Consider the following 20,993-nt stretch of genomic DNA (forward strand, 5'->3'; position numbering starts at 1 on the left):
CGGCGCGGGCGTGGCCGGCGTCGCGGGCGCGGCGGCCGGCGCGGCGTCCGGCACCGGCACTTCCACGTACGGCAGGTGCAGCACCTGGCTCGTCATGGCGCGGATCTGATTGGTCAGCGCGGGGCTGTCATTCAGTTTCTGGCCATACGACGGGATGATCTCCTTCAGGCGCGCTTTCCAGCCCGCTTCCATCTGCTGCGGGAAGGCCTTGGCCAGCAGGTTCAGCATGATGGGCGGCGAGGTCGAGGCGCCCGGCGATGCGCCCAGCAGCGCGGCGATGGTGTTGTCCTTGTCGGTCACAACTTCGGTGCCGAACTGCAGGATCGGGCCTTTCTCGGGATCGCGCTTGATGACCTGGACGCGTTCGCCGGCCGTCACCAGGCGCCAGTCCTCGGGCTTGGCCTGCGGGAAGTACTTGAGCAGCTGGGCGTGGCGGTCGGCGTCGGTCAGTTGCGCCTGGTTGATCAGGTACTTGACCAGGTCCAGGTTCTCCAGGCCCACGTCCACCATGCTGGCGACGTTGTTGTGGTTGACCGACGAGAACAGGTCGAACGACGAGCCTTGCTTGAGGAACTTGGTCGTGGCCAGCGCGAACGGTCCGAACAGCACCACCGGCTTGCCGTCGAGCTTGCGCGCATCCAGGTGCGGCACCGACATCGGCGGCGAATCGGTATCGGCCATGCCGTAGGCCTTGACCTCATGGCGGCCGGCGATGGCGGGTGCGTCGAAGGCCAGGAACTGGCCGCCCACCGGGAAGCCGGCGTAGTTCTTCGATTCCGGGATGCCCGACAGCTGCAGCACCTTGAGCGAGGCGCCGCCCGCGCCGATGAAGACGAAGCGCGACTTCACCGTGCGTTCCTGGTTGCTCTTCAGGTCCTTGACCGTGACGTTCCAGGTCTTGTCGTCGTTCTGGCGCAGCGCGGTGACCTCATGCTGCAGTTGCAGCTTGAAGTTGGGGTTGCGTTGCAGGCCCTGGGTCAGCTGGTTGGTGATGACGCCGAAGTTGACGTCGGTGCCCAGCGGCATGTAGGTGGCGGCGACCTTCTGGCTGGCGTCGCGGCCTTCCATCAGCAGCGGCGCCCACTGGCGGATCTGCGCCGCGTCGGTCGAGTATTCCATGCCGTAGAACAGCGGGCTCTTGACCAGCGCATCGCGGCGCTTGCGCAGGTATTCGATGCGGTCATCGCCCCACACGAAGCTCATGTGGCCGGTCGGGTTGATGAAGTCCGACGGCTGGCCCAGGCGGCCGGTCTTGACCTGGTGGGCCCAGAACTGGCGCGAGACCTCGAACTGCTCGGCGATGTTGATGGCGCGCTTGATGTCGACGGAACCGTCGGGCATCTCGGGTGTGTAGTTCAGCTCGGCGAAGCCCGAGTGGCCGGTGCCCGCGTTGTTCCAGCCATTGGAGCTTTCCAGCGCGACGCCGTCCAGGCGTTCGAACAGTTCGACGCGCCAGTCCGGCTGCAATTCCTGCAGGTAGGTGGCGAGCGTCACGCTCATGATGCCGCCGCCGACGAGCACGGCGTCCAGGGGCTTGTCGTTGTCGGCTGCCGGGACCGAACGTTGGTGCAGGGGCCAGTACAGGAACAGGGCGGCCGCGACCACCACCGTCACCACCAGGCTGCCCACGATTTTGAGAAACTTTCTCATGGGTATTAGACCTTACGGTTCAAAGGATTATGTTGTTGTCGTTGTAGGAACTACGGAGAAAACGGGCGAGGGCACCTCCGGGGCGATCAAACACGCAAACAGCGATCCACGCGTCCAAGGCGGCAAGCCGGGGCGGGGGAGGTTGCGAACAGGGTTGGGTGGGCGCCTGACCGGCCCCGGCTCCCGGCCAAGCGGCCGGGCATCCCTGGGGCGGGAGCCTGTGTCAGGTCTTGCGTGCAGGCCCTAGACTAGACGAAGCGGCTTCGTCCTGCCGCAATACCCGGGTCGCGGGCATTGGTTTTGGCGCAATACGCGTTGCGCCGTGATTGTAAACACATTGGCGCCACCGGTCCCTGGCGCGACCGGATCCGCGCCGCGGGGCTATGGTGCTTCCCATTCAGGTTCCATTAATATTGGCGCGCCCGCGGTCCGGATCCTGGCCGGGGAATCCGGAGTCCATCCTTGAACCGACTATTGATCAGCGCTGTCCTGGCCGCCGTGGCGGCGTCGCCCGTCCTTGCCGGCGAACGCTGGGTGGTCTATGCCGGCGGCGACAAGCCGAACCGCATCTTCGTCACCGTCGACGAGAGCTATCTCGACGCCGTGCCCCGGGCCGAGAAGACCTACAAGCTGGAAACCCTGACGGTGCTGGAGAACGCCAAGTCGCCGGACTGGGTGTCGTCCAACATGATCATCGACTGCGGCCGGCAGACGCTCGAGGAAAAGCTGATCCAGCTGTCGCCGCGCGGCGGCAAGCTGGCCACCGCGCCCGACCAGCCGGCCCGGCCGCCGAAGAACGTCGTGGGCCAGGCGCTGATCGACTTCGCCTGCGACATGGGACCCAAGAGCGGCGCCCAGCGCGTGGCGGCGCGCAAGGCCGACAACCGGTCGCGCGGCTGGATGTACCTGGGCCCGCTCAATACCGGCGAGATCGGCGACCTGGCCTGGAACACGATGTGGACCGACGGCACCCGGCCCGCCAGCAAGCCGCGCTCGGACGCCGAGCTGGAACGCGAGATGAAGGATCTGGAGGCGCGTCGCAAGAAAGCCCTGGCCGACGCGGGCGCCCAGGCCGACAAGAGTGTGGAGCAGGACAAGCAGGCCAGCCGCCAGATCGCCACCGTCCAGGATCCGCAGGCGCGCGCCGATGCCCGCCGCAAGCGGGAAATGTCTGCCGTGCGGCGCACGATGGATGCCTGGATCGGCCAGCCCGAGGCCGAACTGCTGCGGGTCTGGGGGCCGCCCACCGGCACTACGGAAAAGAGCGGCAACCGCATGCTGCAGTACTACCGCACGGAAGCGCGCTCGACCTCGGCAAGCGGCAGCGGCAGTTGCCCGCCCGGCCAGACCCTGCAGCTGACGCATGGCCCCAACGCGCCGCCGCGCTGCGCCCCGTCGGCCGGTACCCAGAGCTATCAGTACACCTATGAGTGCACGCTGAGTTTCGAGCTGCAGGGCGGCATGATCATCGACTACTTCACCAAGGACCGCCGCACGCCCAACGACCCGTATACCCACTGCAGCCACATCTTCGGGCGTTTCGACTGATGCCTGACCGGCCGCGGTGACCGGTCTTGCCGGCTCACCTGGCCCGGCAAGGCGTCAGGCGGCGGCACGCGCCGGACGCCGGCTGGCGTGCGGCAACCGACCGCCACCAGGGCGATCCCGGATGCGGGGCGTCCAGGTCCAGCCGCTCGCCCATTTCAGGCGTGGCCAATGGCACGCCGCGTTCGGCGGCCAGCGCGGCGATGCGCTCGAACGGCTCCTGCCAGGCATGCATGGCCAGGTCGAAGGTGCCGTTGTGGATCGGCAGCAGCCAGCGGCCGCGCAGGTCCAGGTGGGCCTGCAGGGTTTCTTCGGGCTGCATGTGCACGTAGGCCCAGCGCTTGTCGTAGGCGCCGGTTTCCATCAGCGTCAGATCGAATGGGCCGAACGCGTCGCCGATGGCCTTGAAACCGTCAAAGTAGCCGCTGTCGCCGCTGAAGAACACCCGCATCCCGCCATCGTCGATCACCCACGAGGCCCACAGGCTGCGATCGCTGTCGGTCAGGCCGCGGCCGGAGAAATGCTGGGCCGGGGTGGCCGTCAGGCGCAGGCCGTCGACCTCGGTGGACTGCCACCAGTCGAGCTGCTCGACCTTGGCCGGGTCGACGCCCCAGGCGATCAGTTGGTCGCCCACGCCCAGCGGCGCGATGAAGCGGCCGGTGCGGGCGGCCAGCCGGGTGACGGCGGCGCGGTCCAGGTGGTCATAGTGGTTGTGGGAAAGGATCACGCCGGCGATCGGCGGCAGGTCGTCAAGCGCGATGGGCGGCGCGTGAAAGCGCGCCGGGCCGGCCCATTGCACCGGCGAGGCGCGCTTGGAGAACACCGGATCGGTGATCCAGTAGCGGCCGCGCAGCTTGAGCAGAATGGTCGAATGCCCCAGCCGAAACAGGCTGCGGTCGGGCGCGGCGCCGAGTTCGGCGCGGGTCAGCGGGCGTACCGGGATCGGCTGGTCGGGCACCGTGTTCGAGGGCTTGCGGAACAGCACCGCCCAGGTGAGCTTGAGCCCTTGCCAGAATCCCATCGGCGGGCGCGGCCGGGCGTTGTGGAACCGGCCGTCGCGGTGATGCGCGGACGGCGGGGTGGGGGAGGCGTCGGGCGAGGGGAGATTCACGGCGGGATTCCTGGCGGCGAAGGCAATGACGGACCGGGATGGCGTCAAAAGTATACTGAGCAGTGTAGTTTCCTTTTTTCTGAAAGTACACTGGTGAGTGTAAAATTTTCGCTATCACTCTGATTGATTTAGGACGTTCCCATGGCAGAAGTTCCGCAGCGGCTCACCGACAGGAAGCGCGAGGCCATCCTGCGCGCCGCGGTTGAGGAATTCCGCACGGCGGGTTACGAGGCGACCAGCATGGACCGCATCGCCGCCGCCGCCGGCGTCTCCAAGCGCACGGTCTACAACCATTTCCCCAGCAAGGACGAACTGTTCGGGCTGATGCTCGAGGACCTGTGGAACCGCAGTATCGCCAACGACGGCGTGGCCTATCACGCCGACCAGCCGCTGGCGGCGCAGTTGCGGCAACTGCTGATGCGCAAGCTCGCACTGCTGGGCGATCCCAATTTCATCGACCTGGCGCGCGTCGCCATGGCCGAGATCATCCACACGCCGGAACGGGCCCAGGCCATCGTCTGCCGCATGGGCGCGAAGGAAGGCGGCGAGGTCGCCTGGATCCGCGCGGCCATCGCCGACGGCCGCCTGGCCGACGTCGATCCGGAATTCGCCGGGCACCAATTGCAGGGGCTGGTCAAGAGCTTCGCCTTCTGGCCGCAGGTCACGCTGGGCCTGCCGCCGCTGCAACCGGCCGAACGCGAGCGGGTGGTGGATTCGGCGGTGGCGATGTTCCTGGGGTGCTACGGACGCGGGGTATGAATCACGCGCCGCGCCGATAGAACGCCAGCGAGCCGGCCAGCGCCAATAGCGCGCCGCCGCAGGCGCGGTCCAGCCAGCGGGTGCCGCGCCGCTAGAACAGGCGGATGGCCTTGGCGCCGGCGCAGGCATAGGCGAGCATGACCAGCAGGTCGATCGTGGCGAACACCGCCGCCAGCGCCGCATACTGGGGAAACTGCGGCGCCTGCGTGGAGATGAACTGCGGCAGGAAGGCTGAGAAAAACAGATAGCCCTTCGGGTTGGTCAGCGCGACCAGGAAGCTGCGCAGGAACACCGCCCGGCCGGACGGCGTCCGCGCGGCGGCTTCGTCCGGCAACGTCAGGGCGCCGGACGAGCGGCACAGGCGCAGGCCCAGGTAAGCCAGGTACGCCACGCCGATCCATTTGACGACCGAGAACCAGAATTCGGAAGCGGCCAGCAGCGCGCCCAGCCCCAGCGCCACGGCGCCGATCAGGACGGCATCCGACAGCACCGCGCCCGCCATGCCGGGCAGGGACGCGCGCAGGCCCAGCCTGGCGCCGTTGTTGAGCGCCAGCAGCACCGTCGGGCCGGGCGTCGCGATGCCGATGAACGCCACCACGGCGAAAACGAGCAGGGTATCCGTCATGGTCGAAGGGCTCTCGTGGGGAAAGGGGCAAGAAGGGGACCGGCTTCCGCATTCTGCCTCGCCTCCGCCCGTGACGACAAGCGGCGCCTGCCGGCCGGTTCGCCCTGCAACCTCGCTTGACCTCACGCCGACCGCATGGGCAGGGCGCTCTGTTATCGTTGCCGAAGCACGGATCACCGTGCCGCATCCTCAAGACCCCGCCGCCCATGTCCGGGCAATCCGACGAGGCCTTATCGCTTGAAGACCAAGAACTATCTGTTCGGCATCATCGTTTCGTTCGCGCTGGCCGGCCTGCTGGCCGCCCTGGGCCTGATCGCCGTGTTCGGCGACAACCTCGGCTGGGGCATGGCGGCGTTGCTGTCGTATGGAGTGTTGTACGGCGGGCCGCTGGCGATCCTGCTGGCGCTGACCTGGATCGTGTACCTGGTGCGCGATCGCGGCCAGGTGCCCGGACGCATCCATGCGCTGCTGTTCCTGCCCACGCTGCTGGCCCTGATGATCGTGCCGGTCAACGAGGAGATCCGCCAGGGCCGCTCCGACCGCTTCCGCGACGCCAATCCGGCCATCGCCGAAAGCCACGTCAACTTCAGCGGGCGCACCATCTGGCTGGACTACCGCGCGGCGTCGTCCTCGTCGGGCGGCGGCTCGCCCTACATGGAACCGGCTTCCGCGGACAATATCCAGTTCTCGCGCTTTGTCCGCTATCCCACGGCCAACACCCTGGCCGCGGGCGACTTTCCCTACGATGGCGCGCGCCTGAAGGCGGACGTCAGCCGCTATGCCTATTCCAGCAGCGACGGCGCGCCGGCCACGGCGCTGCCGCTGCGGCAGTTGCCGGCGCCTTCCCTGGACGCGCTGCGGCCGGCGTTCCGCTATGGCGATGCCGGGCTGCTGCTGTATCAGTACTTCCATTACGCCGACCACGTCGAGGTGGCGCCCGGCCTCGCGCGATTCGCCGCGACCACCGAGGATGAGATGACGGCGGCCCGCATCGCGGGGCTGACGATCGTCAGCCTGGAAAACTACACGCCGCAGACCATCGCGCGGCTGGAGGTCAATGACCAGACGCTGGACCTGGCGTACGCGGCCCGCAGCCTGGCGGGGCAGCGGTGCGATCCGGTGCGGGGCGGCAGCCCGGCCATGCTCGACCTGCAACAGGCGCTGCGGGTGCGTTGGCAGACGCTGGAAGAACCGGCGCGCTGGCATGAGGCGAGCGTGACGGTGCCGGCATTCAGCGCGGCCAGCCAGGCCGATCCCGACAAGGGGCTGATGCGCGTGCGCCTGTATGTCCTGCCCGATGGCGCGGTGGCCGCCGAGCGTTTCCGCGAGATCCGCCTGCGCGGCGGCGAGCTGGCGATCCGCGCCACGGGACTGCCGGCGGCGGCGCAGCCGCATGCGGCCTGCGGCGGCGCGTATGGCGGCGCGTATGCCGGCTACAACCCGCAGACGGTCAAATTGTTGGCCAACTGAGCCGCGGGCGGCGTGACGATCACGGCCGCCACCAGGCCTGCGCCACGGGCGACAGGACGACGAACGCGGCCAGGTTCAACGCCACCGTCGCCCAGAACTGGATCCGGAAACTCCGCTTGATGGTCTTGTGCCGCAGCCAGCGCTGCGCCAGCAGCGCGCCGGGCCAGCCGCCGGCCAGCGCCAGCCCATGCAGCGTGCGCTCGGAAATCCGCCACTGGCCGGCGCGCGCCTGCGCCTTGTCCCAGGTGTAGAAGGCGATGGTGATGAGGCTGAGCGAGAGATACGCCAGCCCCACCCACAACGGCACCTGCAGCAGGTAGGTGGCCAGGCCGTAGGCCGCGAGGCAGGCAAGCAGGAACAGCGCGGTGTGCATGGAAGGCTCCTGGCGTGGCGGTGGCGGAACCGGCATGGTATTCCAGTTCGCCGCCGCCAGCGGATCCGGCAATATCCGCCGGTCAGCGCAAACAAAAAAAGCTCCTTTTACAGGGGCTTTTTTTATTTTGTCCAACACGCTTTTCGCGGCCGCGTCGCGCACTGGCGCTTATTAATAAGCCACTCGGTGCATCCATTATTTCGAATATCCAAAGAAAAAACCCAAAGCCGGAAATCGAAAAAATAGCCTCCATAATCGCCGCGCGAGTTCAGGCATTAACGATTGATACGCCAGATCATTATTCGCCCGTCGGCTGGAGAACGCGATGCAAGCAGCGAAGTCGTTCACGCTCGTCCCTCGGCGCCTGACCGTCCTGGTCGGCGCGGCATTATTCGGCGGCTGGCCCGGCACGGGCGTCCAGGCCGCTTGCGTCACCACCGGTTCAGCGACCACCTGCAACACCGCCGCGCCCAATCCGGCCACGGCGCCGATCGGGCAGGGGCCGTCCACCGCGGCCGGCGCGTCGGTCACGATGCAGCCCAACGCCAGGCTCGAAGTCAATAACGCCAATGCCGTCAGCCTGGGCGACAACGCCGCCATCACGGTGGCGGCCGGCGCGGTGATTTCCAATCTCGCCACGTCGGGCGCGGGCTTGTGGAGCGCGGGCAACAACACGGTGGAATTCGGTTCCAACGGCACGCTGACCATCGCCCAGGGCGGCAAGGTCCAGGCCCTGGGCACGCAGGCCAACGCCGAGGCCGTCAACGTCATGGGCGCGGGCAACACCATCATCAACCGCGGCCTGATCTCCGGCGGCAATGCCGCCGCCATCTGGTTCGAGGACCGCACCCGCGGCGCGGCCAATACCGTCGACAACTACGGCACGATCCAGGCCGGCAACGGCACCAGCAGCAACGTGATCGGCAACAGCGGCAGCGGCAACGTCAATTTCATCAACCGCAGCGGCGCGGTGGTCAACGGCAGCCTGACCTTCGCCAGCGGCGATGACTCGCTCACGCTGTATCCGGGGTCGATCATCACCGGCGGCTTCAATGGCGGCGGCGGCACCAACAGCCTGACGCTGACCGGCGAGGCCGGCTCCAGCGACACCTTGCCCGGCACCATCCGCAACTTCCAGTCGCTGATCAAGACCGGCGATGGCAAATGGACGTTGTCCGGCTCGGTCGGCAGCAACGGCGGCGGCACGCCGCTGGCGGTGCAGGTGCAGGACGGCACGCTGGCCCTGACCGGCGACAACACGGGCTTCAACGGCTCGGTGCGGGTCGATGCGGCCGGCACGCTGGAAGCGCGCGCGCAAAGTCTGCCGCCGAGCGTGACCAACAATGGCCTGGTGCTGTTCAACCAGCCGGACAACGGCACCTACGCCGGCACGATCAGCGGCACCGGTGCGGTCAACAAGATTGCCGCAGGCATCCTGACGCTGACCGGCGCCAACACCTACCAGGGCGGCACGCGCATACAGGGCGGCACCGTCGCGATCAGCGCCGACGGCGCGCTGGGCGCGAGCACGGGCGGGGTGACGCTGGATGGCGGCGCGCTGGCGTTCACCAACAGCTTCAGCCTGGCGGGCAGCCGCAATGTCAGCGTCACCGCCAACAACGGCACGCTCAGTGCCAATGCGGGCGTGACCGGCACCGTGACGCAAGCCATCACCGGCGCGGGCGCGCTGACCAAGGACGGCGCCGGCACCGTGGTGCTGACCAGCAACGCCAACAGCTGGGCGGGCGCCACCACCATCGCCACCGGCACGCTGCAACTGGGCAACGGCGGCGCATCGGGCAACCTGCCGGGCGCGGCCGCCATCACCAACAACGGCACGCTGGCCTTCAACCGCAGCGACCTGTTCACCTTCGGCAACCTGATCACGGGCAGCGGCGGCATCCGCCAGATGGGATCGGGCACCACCGTCCTGACGGCCAACAACAGCTACGCCGGACCGACCTCGGTGACGGCCGGCGCGCTCTACGTCAACGGCACGCAGAGCGGCACGGGCGCGGCAACCGTGGGCAACGGCGCCACCCTGGGCGGCACCGGCACGCTGGGCGGCAGCGTCACGGTGCAGACCGGCGGCACGCTGGCGCCGGGCGGCGCCGGCGCGGCGCCCGGCACGCTCACCATCGGCGGCGACCTGACCCTGCAGAACGGCTCGGCGCTGGCGTATTCGTTCGGCCAGGCGGGCGTGGTCGGCGGACCGTTCAACGACCTGACCAATGTCGGCGGCAATCTCGCCCTGGGCGGCACGCTCAACGTGCAGACTTCGGTGGGCGGCTCGTTCGACCCCGGCGTCTACCGGGTCATCAACTACGCCGGCGCGCTCAGCGGCACGCTGGCGCTGGGCGCGGTGCCGTCGCCGGGCAACTATTTCATCCAGACCTCGGTGGACAAGCAGGTCAACCTGGTCAACACCAACGGCCTGACGCTGAACTACTGGGACGGCGCCAGCCCGCTGAACAAGAACAACAACTCCATCGACGGCGGGCCGGGCATCTGGACGGCCAACGGCGCGCTCACCAACGACAACTGGACCGGCATGACCGGCGCGCTCAACGCGCCCTGGAGCCAGAGCGCGTTCGCCGTGTTCATGGGGCAGGGCGACACCGTCAGGGTGGACGGCACCACCAATGGCGCGATCCTGGCGCAGGGCATGCAGTTCGCGGCCGATGGCTACACGCTGGTGAACAATGCGGTGGGGGACGCGCTGACCCTGGTGGGCGTGCCGGCCGCGGGCGGCGGCCCCAACGAAGCCGTGATCCGCGTGGGCAACGGGGTGGCCGAGGGCGGCGGCTACACAGCCACGATCGGTGCCACGCTGGCGGGCGCGGCCAAGCTGGTCAAGACCGACCTGGGCACGCTGGTGCTGTCGGGCGTCAACACCTATACCGGCGGCACGGCCATCAACGGCGGCGTGCTGCAGGTCAGCCAGGACAGCAACCTGGGCGCGGCGGGCACCGGCCTGACGCTGGATGGGGGTACGCTGCGCGCCGCCGCCAGCTTCAGCTCGAACCGCGCCACCGAGTTGCGCGCCGGCGGCGGGCGCTTCGACATGGCGGGCGGGTCCACCTTGACGCTGACCAGCCCGGTGACGGGCGCGGGCGCCTTGACCCTGCTGGGCACCGGGACGCTGGCGCTGGCGGGCGATGCGACCTACGCGGGCGGCACCACCATCACCAGCGGCACGTTGCAGCTGGGCACGGGCGCGGGCGGGTCGACCACCGGCGGCATCCTGGGCAACGTGGCCAACAGCGGCACGCTGGCGTTCAACCGCAGCAATACGTACACCTTCGGCGGCGTCGTCAGCGGCACCGGCGGCGTCACGCAGATCGGGTCCGGGACCACCGTCCTGACGGCCGACAACACCTACACGGGCGGCACCACGATCTCGGCCGGCACCTTGCAGCTGGGCGCCGGCGGCGCCACTGGAGGCATTGTCGGCAACGTGGTCAACAACGGCGGGCTGGTCTTCAACCGCGGCAATGGTTACGCCTTCGGCGGCGCCATCAGCGGCGCCGGCACGGTCACGCAGCAGGGCGCCGGCATCACCGTGCTCAGCGCCAACAACAGCTACACGGGCGCGACCACCGTCAACGCCGGCGGCCTGTTCGTCAACGGCGACCAGAGCGCGGCCACCGGCGCCACTACCGTCAACAACAGCGCGACGCTGGGCGGCAAGGGCGTGATCGGCGGCGACGTGACGCTGACCGGCAACAGCATCCTCTCGCCGGGCGACAACAGCACCGCGCCAGGCACGCTGACCATCCAGGGCAACCTGACGCTGGGCAGCGGCACCTCGCTGAACTATGGCTTCGGCCAGGCCAACGTGGCGGGCGGCCCGTTCAACGACCTGACCAACGTGGCCGGCAACGTCAGCCTGGGCGGCCAGCTCAACGTCTCGCTGTCGCCGGGCGGGCGCTTCGACCCGGGCATCTACCGCATCATCAATTACGGCGGCGCGTTGACCAACCCCGCGGGCCTGACCCTGGGCACCTTGCCGGCCGGCTCCAACCCCGCCAACTACTTCGTGCAGACCTCGGTGGACAAGCAGGTCAACCTGGTCAACACCAATGGCCTGACGCTGAACTACTGGGACGGCGACGCCGGCCCCAAGAACAACGGTCAGGTCAATGGCGGCTCGGGCACCTGGGTGGCGCCGGGCGGCGTCAACGACAACTGGACCGACGCGGACGGCGCGGTCAACGCGCCCTGGAGTCAGGGCGCCTTCGCCGTCTTCACCGGCCAGAGCGGCACGGTGCTGGTGGACAGCGCCACCAACGGCCAGATCAACGTGCAGGGCATGCAGTTCGCCACCGACGGCTACCTGCTGCAAGGCAACGCCGCCGGCGACAAGCTGACGCTGACCGGCGCGCCGGTTGCCGGCGGCGGGCCGGCCGAAGCGATCATCCGCGTCGGCGCGGGCTCGGCCGATGGCGCCGGCTACACCGCGACGATCGCGGCCGTGCTCGATGGCGCGGCCAGGCTGGTCAAGACCGACCTGGGCACACTGGTGTTGTCGGGGATCAACACCTATGCCGGCGGCACCGCCATCAACGGCGGCGTGCTGCAGGTGTCGCAGGACGCCAACCTGGGCGCCGCCGGCACGGCGCTGTCGCTGGATGGCGGCACGCTGCGCGCCGCCGGCAGCTTCGCCACGGCGCGTGCAACCACGCTGGGCGCGGGCGGCGGCAGCTTCGAGGTCACGGGCGCCAACGTGCTGATGCTGAACAGCGCCGTCAACGGCGCCGGCGCCCTGGGCAAGCTGGGCACGGGCACGCTGGTCCTGGGCGCGGACAACGGCTACACCGGCGGCACCACGATCTCCGCGGGCACGCTGCAGCTGGGCGCGGGCGGCGCCACCGGCAGCCTCCTGGGCAATGTGACCAACAACGGCACGCTGGCCTTCAACCGCGGCAATACCTATACCTATGCGGGCGTGGTCAGCGGCACGGGCGGCGTGACGCAGCTGGGCAGCGGCGCCACGGTGCTGACGGGCGTCAACACCTATACCGGCGGCACCACCATCTCGGCCGGCACGCTGCAGCTGGGCGCGGGCGGCGCGAGCGGCAGCATCGTCGGCGACGTGACCAACAATGGCGCGCTGGTCTTCAACCGCAGCGACACCTACACCTTCGGCGGCCTCGTCAGCGGCACCGGCTCGGTCAGCCAGAACGGCGGCGGCACTACCATCCTGACGGCCAACAACACCTACAACGGCGGCACCACGATCTCCGCCGGCACGCTGCAATTGGGCGCGGGCGGGGCGACCGGCGGTATCCTCGGCGACGTGGCCAACAACGGCGCGCTGGTCTTCAACCGCAGCGATACCTACACCTTTGGCGGCCTCATCAGCGGCAGCGGCAACGTCACCCAGGCCGGCGCCGGCACCACCATCCTGACGGCCGACAACACCTATGCCGGCGCCACCCGCATCACCGCCGGCACGCTGCAACTGGGCAACGGCGGCTCCAGCGGCAACGTGGCGGGGCCCATCGTCAACGCCGGGACGCTGGCGGTGAACCGCAACGACACGTTCGCGCTGGCGGGCCCGATCACCGGCGCCGGCAAGTTCGTGCAGCAGGGCACGGGCACCACGGTCTTCACCGGCAACAACACCTATAGCGGCGGCACCGCCATCACCGCGGGCGTGCTGCAACTGGGCAATGGCGGCACCAGCGGCTCGCTGACCGGCGACGTGGTCAACGACGGCGTGCTGGTGGTCGAGCGCAGCGACCAGGTGCTGCTGAACGGCATCATCTCCGGCACCGGCGCTTTCGTACAGAACGGCGGCGGGCAGACCGTGCTGAGCGGCAACAACAGCTATACGGGCCTGACGCAGGTGCTGGCCGGCTCGCTGTTCGTGAACGGCAACCAGAGCGCCGCCACCGGCAACACCTTCGTGGCCACCGGCGCCACCCTGGGGGGCACCGGCACCCTTGGCGGCAGCGCCTTCGTGGCCGGCACGCTCTCGCCCGGCGACACCACCGGCGCGCCGGGCACGCTGACGATCAACGGCGATCTCACCCTGGGCAATACGGCCACGCTGTCCTACAACTTCGGCCAGGCCGGCACCGTGGGCGGTCCGCTCAACGACCTGACCATCGTCAAGGGCAACCTGACGCTGGATGGCACGCTCAACGTCGCCACGCCGCCGGGCGGCAGCTTCGATCCGGGCGTCTACCGGGTCATCAGCTACGACGGCGCCCTGACCAACAACGGCCTGACCATCGGCACGATTCCGTCGCCGTCGTTCTCGCTGCAGACCGCGATCGACAAGCAGGTGAACCTGGTCAATACCGCCGGGCTGACCCTGAACTTCTGGGACGGCGCCGCCGCCACGGGCAAGAACAACGGCACGGTCGATGGCGGCAACGGCACCTGGCAGAACTCGACCGGCAACGACAACTGGACCAATTCGCTGGGCGTGCCCAACGCGGCCTACGCCGACGCGACCTTCGGCATCTTCATGGCGGCGCCCGGCACGGTCACGGTGGACAACAGCCTGGGCCAGGTGCGCAGCGGCGGCATGCAATTCGCCAGCAACGGTTACCGGCTGACCGGCGGCGCCATCGAACTGGTGCCCGACGCCGGCGGCGGCACGACCCTTCGCGTGGGCGATGGCAGCAGCCTGGGCGCCGGCTACACCACGACCATCGACGCGGTGCTGACCGGCGCCTCGCGGCTGGTCAAGACCGATCTCGGCACGCTGGTCCTGAATGCCGCCAACACCTACGGCGGCGGCACCGCGATCAATGGCGGCACGCTGCAGATCGCGGCCGACACGGCGCTGGGCGCGGCGGGCGCCGCGCTCGGCATGGACGGCGGCACGCTGCGCACCACGCAGAGCCTGACGCAGTCGCGTCCGATCACGCTGGGCGCGATGGGCGGCGGCCTGGAGCCGCTGGCGGGCACCACGCTGACCGTGGCCAGCGACATCGGCGGCGCCGGATCGCTGACCAAGCTGGGCGCGGGCACCGTCATCCTGACGGGCAACAACAGCTACGGCAGCGGCACCGTCGTCAAGGACGGCGTCACCGTCATCAAGGCGGGCACGCTGCAGGTCGGCGACGGCGGCACCCGCGGCAACATCATGGGGATCGTCAGCAACGACGGCGTGCTGGCCTTCAACCGCTCGGACCGCTATGTCCAGGCCGACGTGATCAACGGCGGCGGGCAGGTGATCCAGCAGGGCAGCGGCACCACCGTGTTCAACGCCATCAACGGCTACACCGGCGGCACCACGGTGACGGCCGGCGGGCTGGCGGTGGGCGACGCCGGCCACGCGGACGCGGCCATCAACAGCGGCGGTCCGGTGGCGGTGCAGGCCGGGGCCCGCTTCGGCGGCTACGGCAGTGTCAAGGGCAACGTCACCAACGCCGGCACGCTGGCCGTGGCGGACGCGTTTCCCGGCCTGGGCGGCGGCGCGGGCGGCTTCGCCATCACTGGCAACCTGGTCAACAGCGGCGTGGTCGACCTGGGCGGCGCGGCGCCGGGCAACGTGTTGACGGTGACTGGCAACTACCAGGGCCAGTCCGGCGTGGTGGCGCTGAACACCTTCCTGGGCGCCGACAATTCGCCGACCGACAAGCTGGTGCTGAGCGGCGGCGCCGCCAGCGGCAGCACCACGCTGCGCATCACCAACAAGGGCGGCCTGGGCGCCAAGACCAGCGGCGACGGCATCCAGGTGGTGCAGGCGCTGAACGGCGCGACCACCACGCCGGGCGCCTTCACCAGCGGCGGCCTCTACGCCGGCGCCTATTCGTACCAGCTGTTCCGCGGCGGCGTCGCGGCCGGCAACGAGCAGAGCTGGTACCTGCGCTCGGAACTGGCCAACGGCCCCGACCCGACGCCCACCTACCGGCCCGGCGTGTCGATCTACACGGAAGTGCCTTCGCTGGCGCGCGAGCTGGCGGTGCAGCAGATCGGCACGTTCCACGATCGCCAGGGCAACCAGGACCTGCTGAGCGGGACCGGCGGCCTGCCGTCCGGCTGGGCGCGCACCTGGGGCGATCACTTCTCCGAGCGGCGCGATGGCACCGTGCGGCAGTCGTTCAGCGGCAATATCTTCGGCATGCAGGCGGGGCAGGACCTCTACGCCCGCCGCACCGACAGCGGCCACCAGGATCGCTATGGTCTGTTCCTGGGCTACGCCCGCGCCGATGGCGACGTCAAGGGGTTCGCGATGGGGCAGCAGGGGTACGGCGCCGGCAAGCTGGCCATCGACGCCTACAGTCTGGGCGGCTACTGGACCCACGTCGGACCCGGCGGGTGGTACACCGACACCGTCATCATGGGCAGCCACCTGAAGGTCAAGCCCGGGTCGCGCGCGGGGGATACCGCGTCCACCGACGGCAAGGCCTTCACGGCGTCGGTGGAAGCGGGGCTGCCGATCGCGCTCAGGCCCGACCTGAGCCTCGAACCGCAGGCCCAGCTGATCTACCAGAACACGCGGATCGACGCGGTGCGCGATTCGGCCTCAGAGGTCTCGTTCGCGCCCCGGAACGCGCTGATCGGACGGGTCGGGGCGCGCCTGCAGGCCGAGTACCAGGCGGGCGGCGCCACCTGGAAACCCTATCTGCGCGCCGACCTGCTGCATACGCTGGGCGGCAACGACAGCGTCAGCTTCGACGGCGGCACCACCAGCAAGTCGGCCATGGGCGGCACGCAGGCGCGCCTGGGGCTGGGCATGTCGGTCAAGGCCAGCGAGCGCGTCAGCGTCTATGCGTCAACGGGTTATGGCTTCAATCTGGGCGGCGAGCGGCGCGAGATGGTGCAGGGCAATGTGGGGGTGCAGATCCGCTGGTAGGCGCGGTCCGGCCGCGGGAAAGGGGTGGCGCGGCCCGCCTCGGCCAGAGCGGCGCGGCATGCTTGCGCCGGGGTACCTTCTTGGATAATATTGACAATCATTTTTATTTGACCGTCAAGACGTTCACTTGCAGGCCGGGTTTGGGCGTACTGAATCGTGACTGCCGCCAATCTTCCGACCTCGATCCTCAAGACCCTCTACGCCGAGCATCATGGCTGGCTGCGGTCGTGGCTGCGCCGCAAACTGGGCTGCCCCGAACAGGCGGCGGACCTGGCCCAGGACACCTTCCTGCGCGTCCTCACATCCAAAACCTCGCTGGCCGAGCTGGCCGAGCCGCGCGCCTACCTGACCACCACGGCGTCGCGGCTGGTGCTGGACCGCGCGCGGCGGGAACGGGTCGAGCGGGCCTACCTCGAAGCCATGTCGCTGGCCGCGGCCGCGCTGCCGCGCTGGGCGCCGTCGCCCGAGGCCGTGATGAGCGCGGTGCAGGCGGTGGAACAGCTCGCCGCCGCGCTGTCCACGCTGGCGCCCAAGGGGCGCGAGGCCTTCCTGCTGCACTACCTGGAAGACGAAAGCCAGCCGGCCGTGGCGCAACGGCTGGGTATTTCCGTGCGGATGGTGCAGAAGTACCTGGCGCAGGGCCTGCTGCGCTGCCATCAAGTCGTCGCGCCGTGAGCGCCGGCCGCGCGGCCTGTCCCGCGGAGGGCGCGGCGGCATGAGCGCGCGCCGCGCCATTCCCGATGCCATCGCCGAAGAGGCCGCCCTGTGGGTGGTGCGCCTGAGCGCGGGCGACGCCGCCGAGCGCGCCGCGGCGCAGGCCGGACTGGACGCCTGGATGCGGCAGAGTCCCGCCCACGAGGCGGCGGTGAGCCATCTGCGGCAGGTGGTCGATTCCATGCAGGGTCTGCGCGGCGAGGACGCGGCGGCGGCCGGCGCGGCGCGGGCGGGGTTCGAGGCGGCGTTCGTCCATGCCGGCAGGAAGCGCGCCAGGCGCCTGCTGCTGTCGGCCGGGGCCTTCCTGCTGGCCGCCACGGTCGCCTGGACCGCGCTGCAAGGCGATTCGCTGCCGTACCTGATGGCCGATGCCCGTTCCGCGACCGGCGAATGGCGTTCCCAGGTGCTCGAGGACGGCACGCAGGTGACCCTGGCGAGCAACAGCGCCATCAACTTGCGCTTCGACACGCGGCGCCGGGAATTGGAGCTGGTGCGGGGCGAAGTCCTGGTGAACGTGGCCAAGGACGCCTCGCGTCCGTTCGTCGTCTCCACGCCGGAGGCCCGCCTGACCGCGCTGGGCACGCGCTATGTGGTCGAGCGGCGCGAGGGCGTGACGATCCTGACGGTCATCGAATCCCGCGTGCGCGTGGAGACGGCGGGCGGCGGGGAGGGCGTCCGCGCGGTGGCCCCGGGCGGCGCGGCGGCCACCCCGGCGCTGGTGGTCGAGGCGGGTCAGCGGGTGGTGATCGCGCGATCCGGCGCCGGCAAGGTCGAGACCATCGATCCGCGCGAGATCGCCGATGCCTGGAAGCATCACCATCTGGTGGTGCGGGACCGGCCCCTGACCGACGTGCTCGATGAGCTCGGCCGCTACCGGCCGGGCCGGATCTTCTATGACCGCGCGGCGCTGGCGGGCGTGCGGATGGTGGTGGTGCTGCCGCTGGACGACACCGACCGGGCGTTGCGGCTGTTGCAGGAGAGTGTGCCCGGGCTGACGCTGACGTCCCTGACCCCGTACCTGGTCTGGGTCGGCCGCGGCGCGCCCGTCGCGGCGCGCTAGGGCCTGTTCACACTAAAAGGAGCCTCGCATGAGTACCCAAATGAGTGACTATCAAGGCGCGAAGCGCAGTCGTGGCAGGTCCCCGGCGAGCATTCGCAACGCTGAGAGGCGCTCATTTGGGTACTCACCCTTCGGGCAGGCCGGTAATCGGGCGCCAGGCGTCGTTGCGCTCACCTTGCGTGGCACAGCCACGCGGCGGCGACCGCGCCTCGCCTGGCGCCCGATTACCGGCCTGTGCGAGGCTCCTTTTAGTGTGAACAGGCCCTAGCCCCGGAGAAATATTTTTCGCACGCGGTTCGTGTTTTGCAATCTGGCGCGTCATGTCCTGCGAAGACGACGGCCAGGGGCGTCTTCTCCGCTCTCGACCGCCCCGGGCGTTCCATCCAAGGACACGAAATCATGCACAAGCCGTACCCGGCGGGCTCACGCCGCCGCTTCCTTTTCCCATCGCCTCGCAGCGCCGGCGCGGCCTGGGGGCTACGGCTGGCGTTGGCCGGCCTGGCCTGCGCGGCGATCGCGCCGGCCCAGGCGCAGCAGCAGTCGCGCCAGCAGTACGACATTCCCGCCGGGCCGCTGATGGACGCGCTGAGCCGCTACGCCCAGGAGTCCGGCGTCGTGCTGTCGCTGATGGCGGACCAGGTCGCCAACCTGCAGAGCCGCGGGCTGCACGGCAGCTACGGCGTGGACGAGGGCTTCGCGGCGCTGCTCAGCGGCACCGGCCTGGATGCCCGGCGCGGCGAGTCCGGCTATACCTTGGTCGCCCGGCCGGCGGTGAAAGGGGCGACCGAACTGCCCGCCGTGACGGTGACAGGCAGCCAGCTGGAAGGCGGCGCGGACCAGGCCTATCGCGCCAGCAGCGCCAGCGTCGGGGTGCTGGGGCAGCGGTCCCTGAAGGACACGCCATACAGCATCGACGTGATCACGCGGGATCTGCTGGACAATCGCCAGGCGACTTCGCTGACGGATGCGCTCAAGGGCGATGCCTCGGTGTCGATGCTGGCCAACGACATCAGCGGCCTGGCCTCGCAGGTGTCGGTGCGCGGCATCGGGCTGGACCTGGTCAACGGCCGCAAGATCGACGGCCTGAACGTCTTCAGCTGGAGCAGCGAGCTGCCGCTGGAACACTTCGAGAGCGTGCAGATCCTGAAAGGCGCGACCGGCTTTCTCTACGGCTTTGCGCAACCCGGCGGCGTGGTCAATTACGTCAGCAAGCGGCCGACCGCCGAGACCCGCCTGGCCCTGACGACGCAGGTCACCGATAGCGGCACCGTGCTGCTGCACGGCGACGCCGGCGGCCGGTTCGGCGGCGAGGACCGCTTTGGCTACCGCGTCAACCTGGTGGACGAGCAGGGCGACACGTATGTGGACGGCGGCAGCATCCGCCGCCGTTCGGGCTCGATCGCGCTGGACTGGCGCATCACCCCGGACCTGGTCTGGAGCGTCGACGCGCTCAGGCAGGACCGCAAGGTCAAGGGCTCGGCCGGCTGGGGCCTGTATCCGAACGCGAGCGGCCAGACGGGCGACTATGCGCCGGCGGCGGTGCTGGATCCCATCAAGGGCAACAAGCCGATCTATTCGCCGTTCACCGGCTACGAAACCAAGAGCGACACCATCGGCACCGACCTGGCCTGGCACGTCGCGCCCAAGTGGGACGTCAAGCTGGCCTACCGCCAGTCGAAGATGGACCGGATCTACGAGAACGGCGCGCTCTACGCCAACGCGCAGGGCGACTACACCGAGGAAATGTACGCCGGCACCGACCGCTACAAGACCGCCGAAAGCCAGGCCCTGGTCACGGGTGGCTTCGCCACCGGGCCGATCGAGCACGAGATCGCGCTGGGCGCCAGCTATGGCAAGACCCGGGGCTACACCTCCAGCGTGTCCGGCTATGAAGTGCTGGGCTCGGGCAATATCTACCATCCGCCCCGGTTCGCCAATCCGCACCTGCATGCCGCGCCCGTGGACACGCAGACCAGCGAGGTCACGCAGCGCTCGGTGTTCGCGTCGGACACGCTGCACCTGGGGCAGGACTGGGACCTGATCGCCGGCCTGCGACGCAGCAACATCAAGGACCGTTACGCCGGCTACGACAGTTCGGCGCTGTCGCCGACCTATGCGCTGGTGTTCCGCCCGCTGTCCCGGCTGTCCCTGTATGGCAGCTATATCGAATCGCTGGAGCAGGGCGCCATCGCGCCGATCTCCGCCGCCAACGCCTACCAGTCGTTCCCGCCGCTCAAGAGCCGCCAGGTCGAGGTCGGCGCCAAGCTCGATGGCGAAGACTGGAGCGCCACCGCGGCGCTGTTCCAGATCACGCGCGGACTGACCTACACCGATGCCAACAACGTCTTCACCCAGGACGGGCGCTCGCGCTATGACGGCCTGGAACTGTCGGGCAAGGCGCGCCTGAGTCGGCAGTGGGTGGTCAACGCCAGCGCCTTGTTCCTGCGCAGCAAGGTGACGCAGGGCGTGGCCGATCTGATTGGCAACCGCATCGACGGCGTGCCGCGTCAGCAGTTCGCGGCCTACGCCGAATACACGATTCCCGACACGCAATGGACCTTGACGGCCGGCGGCCAGTACTACGGCTCGCGTTTCGTCGATGCCGGCAACACCGTGTCGCTGCCGTCCTACACGCTGTTCGATGCCGGCGCGCGCTACGTCACGCGGCTGGGCGCCACCCGCGTTACCGTGCGCCTGAACGTCGACAACCTGGCGAACAAGGCCTATTGGATGACGAGCGCGGGAACCTTGCTGCAGGGCATGCCGCGCGTGGCCAAGCTGTCGGCGCAATTCGAGTATTGAGTGCGCGGGCGGGCGGAGCTCGGCTATCATGGGCGGCGCCGCGGGCAGGGCCCGCGGTTCCCGCCA

11 protein-coding genes and 1 pseudogene are annotated in these 20,993 nt (G+C 69.3%); 8 read left to right on the forward strand and 4 right to left on the reverse strand.

From position 1 onward, the window contains the following. The coding region (mqo, locus tag H0523_RS24330) for a malate dehydrogenase (quinone) (protein WP_180180174.1) at positions 1-1,650 on the reverse strand (1,650 nt) is incomplete at its 3' end. 462 nt (positions 1,651-2,112) lie between these two features. Here mqo and H0523_RS24335 point away from each other — a divergent pair. Next, positions 2,113-3,198 (forward strand): hypothetical protein, encoded by a 1,086-nt coding sequence (locus H0523_RS24335; protein WP_156350018.1) that lies wholly within the window; start codon positions 2,113-2,115, stop codon positions 3,196-3,198. A gap of 34 nt (positions 3,199-3,232) precedes the next feature. Here the strand turns inward: H0523_RS24335 and H0523_RS24340 are convergent, their stop codons facing one another. Next, positions 3,233-4,306, reverse strand: coding sequence for an MBL fold metallo-hydrolase (locus H0523_RS24340; protein WP_156350020.1), 1,074 nt, complete (start codon positions 4,304-4,306; stop codon positions 3,233-3,235). A 141-nt stretch (positions 4,307-4,447) separates the two neighbouring features. Between H0523_RS24340 and H0523_RS24345 the strand changes: the two genes are divergently transcribed. Next, positions 4,448-5,065 carry a TetR/AcrR family transcriptional regulator gene (locus H0523_RS24345; RefSeq protein WP_054430407.1) on the forward strand — a complete coding sequence of 206 codons (618 nt, stop codon included), beginning with the start codon at positions 4,448-4,450 and terminating at the stop codon, positions 5,063-5,065. A 1-nt stretch (position 5,066) separates the two neighbouring features. On the opposite strand, the pseudogene H0523_RS24350 reads toward H0523_RS24345, so the two are convergent. Next, a pseudogene (locus H0523_RS24350) lies at positions 5,067-5,690 on the reverse strand (LysE family translocator). 237 nt (positions 5,691-5,927) lie between these two features. On the opposite strand from H0523_RS24350, the gene H0523_RS24355 reads away from it, so the two are divergent. Then, positions 5,928-7,160 (forward strand): hypothetical protein, encoded by a 1,233-nt coding sequence (locus H0523_RS24355; protein ID WP_054430408.1) that lies wholly within the window; start codon positions 5,928-5,930, stop codon positions 7,158-7,160. Positions 7,161-7,179: 19 nt separating this feature from the next. Here the strand turns inward: H0523_RS24355 and H0523_RS24360 are convergent, their stop codons facing one another. After that, positions 7,180-7,533 carry a DUF1294 domain-containing protein gene (locus H0523_RS24360; RefSeq protein WP_197286690.1) on the reverse strand — a complete coding sequence of 118 codons (354 nt, stop codon included), beginning with the start codon at positions 7,531-7,533 and terminating at the stop codon, positions 7,180-7,182. On the opposite strand from H0523_RS24360, the gene H0523_RS24365 reads away from it, so the two are divergent. The 5 genes from H0523_RS24365 (at position 7,532) to H0523_RS24385 (ending at position 20,927) form a co-directional block, all read left to right on the forward strand. Then, positions 7,532-7,708: a hypothetical protein gene (locus H0523_RS24365; RefSeq protein ID WP_180180173.1), complete on the forward strand. Its 177-nt coding sequence runs from the start codon at positions 7,532-7,534 to the stop codon at positions 7,706-7,708. The two genes, H0523_RS24360 and H0523_RS24365, sit on opposite strands and share 2 nt — an antisense overlap. Before the next feature lie 150 nt (positions 7,709-7,858). Then, entirely contained in the window at positions 7,859-16,351 is an 8,493-nt protein-coding gene (locus tag H0523_RS24370; protein ID WP_054430409.1) for an autotransporter-associated beta strand repeat-containing protein, read from the forward strand. 156 nt (positions 16,352-16,507) lie between these two features. Next, positions 16,508-17,026 carry a sigma-70 family RNA polymerase sigma factor gene (locus tag H0523_RS24375; protein ID WP_054430410.1) on the forward strand — a complete coding sequence of 173 codons (519 nt, stop codon included), beginning with the start codon at positions 16,508-16,510 and terminating at the stop codon, positions 17,024-17,026. Positions 17,027-17,066: 40 nt separating this feature from the next. Continuing rightward, positions 17,067-18,125: a FecR family protein gene (locus H0523_RS24380; RefSeq protein ID WP_054430411.1), complete on the forward strand. Its 1,059-nt coding sequence runs from the start codon at positions 17,067-17,069 to the stop codon at positions 18,123-18,125. A gap of 399 nt (positions 18,126-18,524) precedes the next feature. Then, complete coding sequence (locus H0523_RS24385) at positions 18,525-20,927, forward strand: TonB-dependent siderophore receptor (RefSeq protein ID WP_082404421.1); 2,403 nt, start codon at positions 18,525-18,527, stop codon at positions 20,925-20,927. Positions 20,928-20,993: the final 66 nt, after the last annotated feature.

It is taken from the genome of Achromobacter insuavis (genome assembly GCF_902859645.1).
GTDB classification, from domain to species: Bacteria; Pseudomonadota; Gammaproteobacteria; order Burkholderiales; family Burkholderiaceae_B; genus Achromobacter; species Achromobacter insuavis.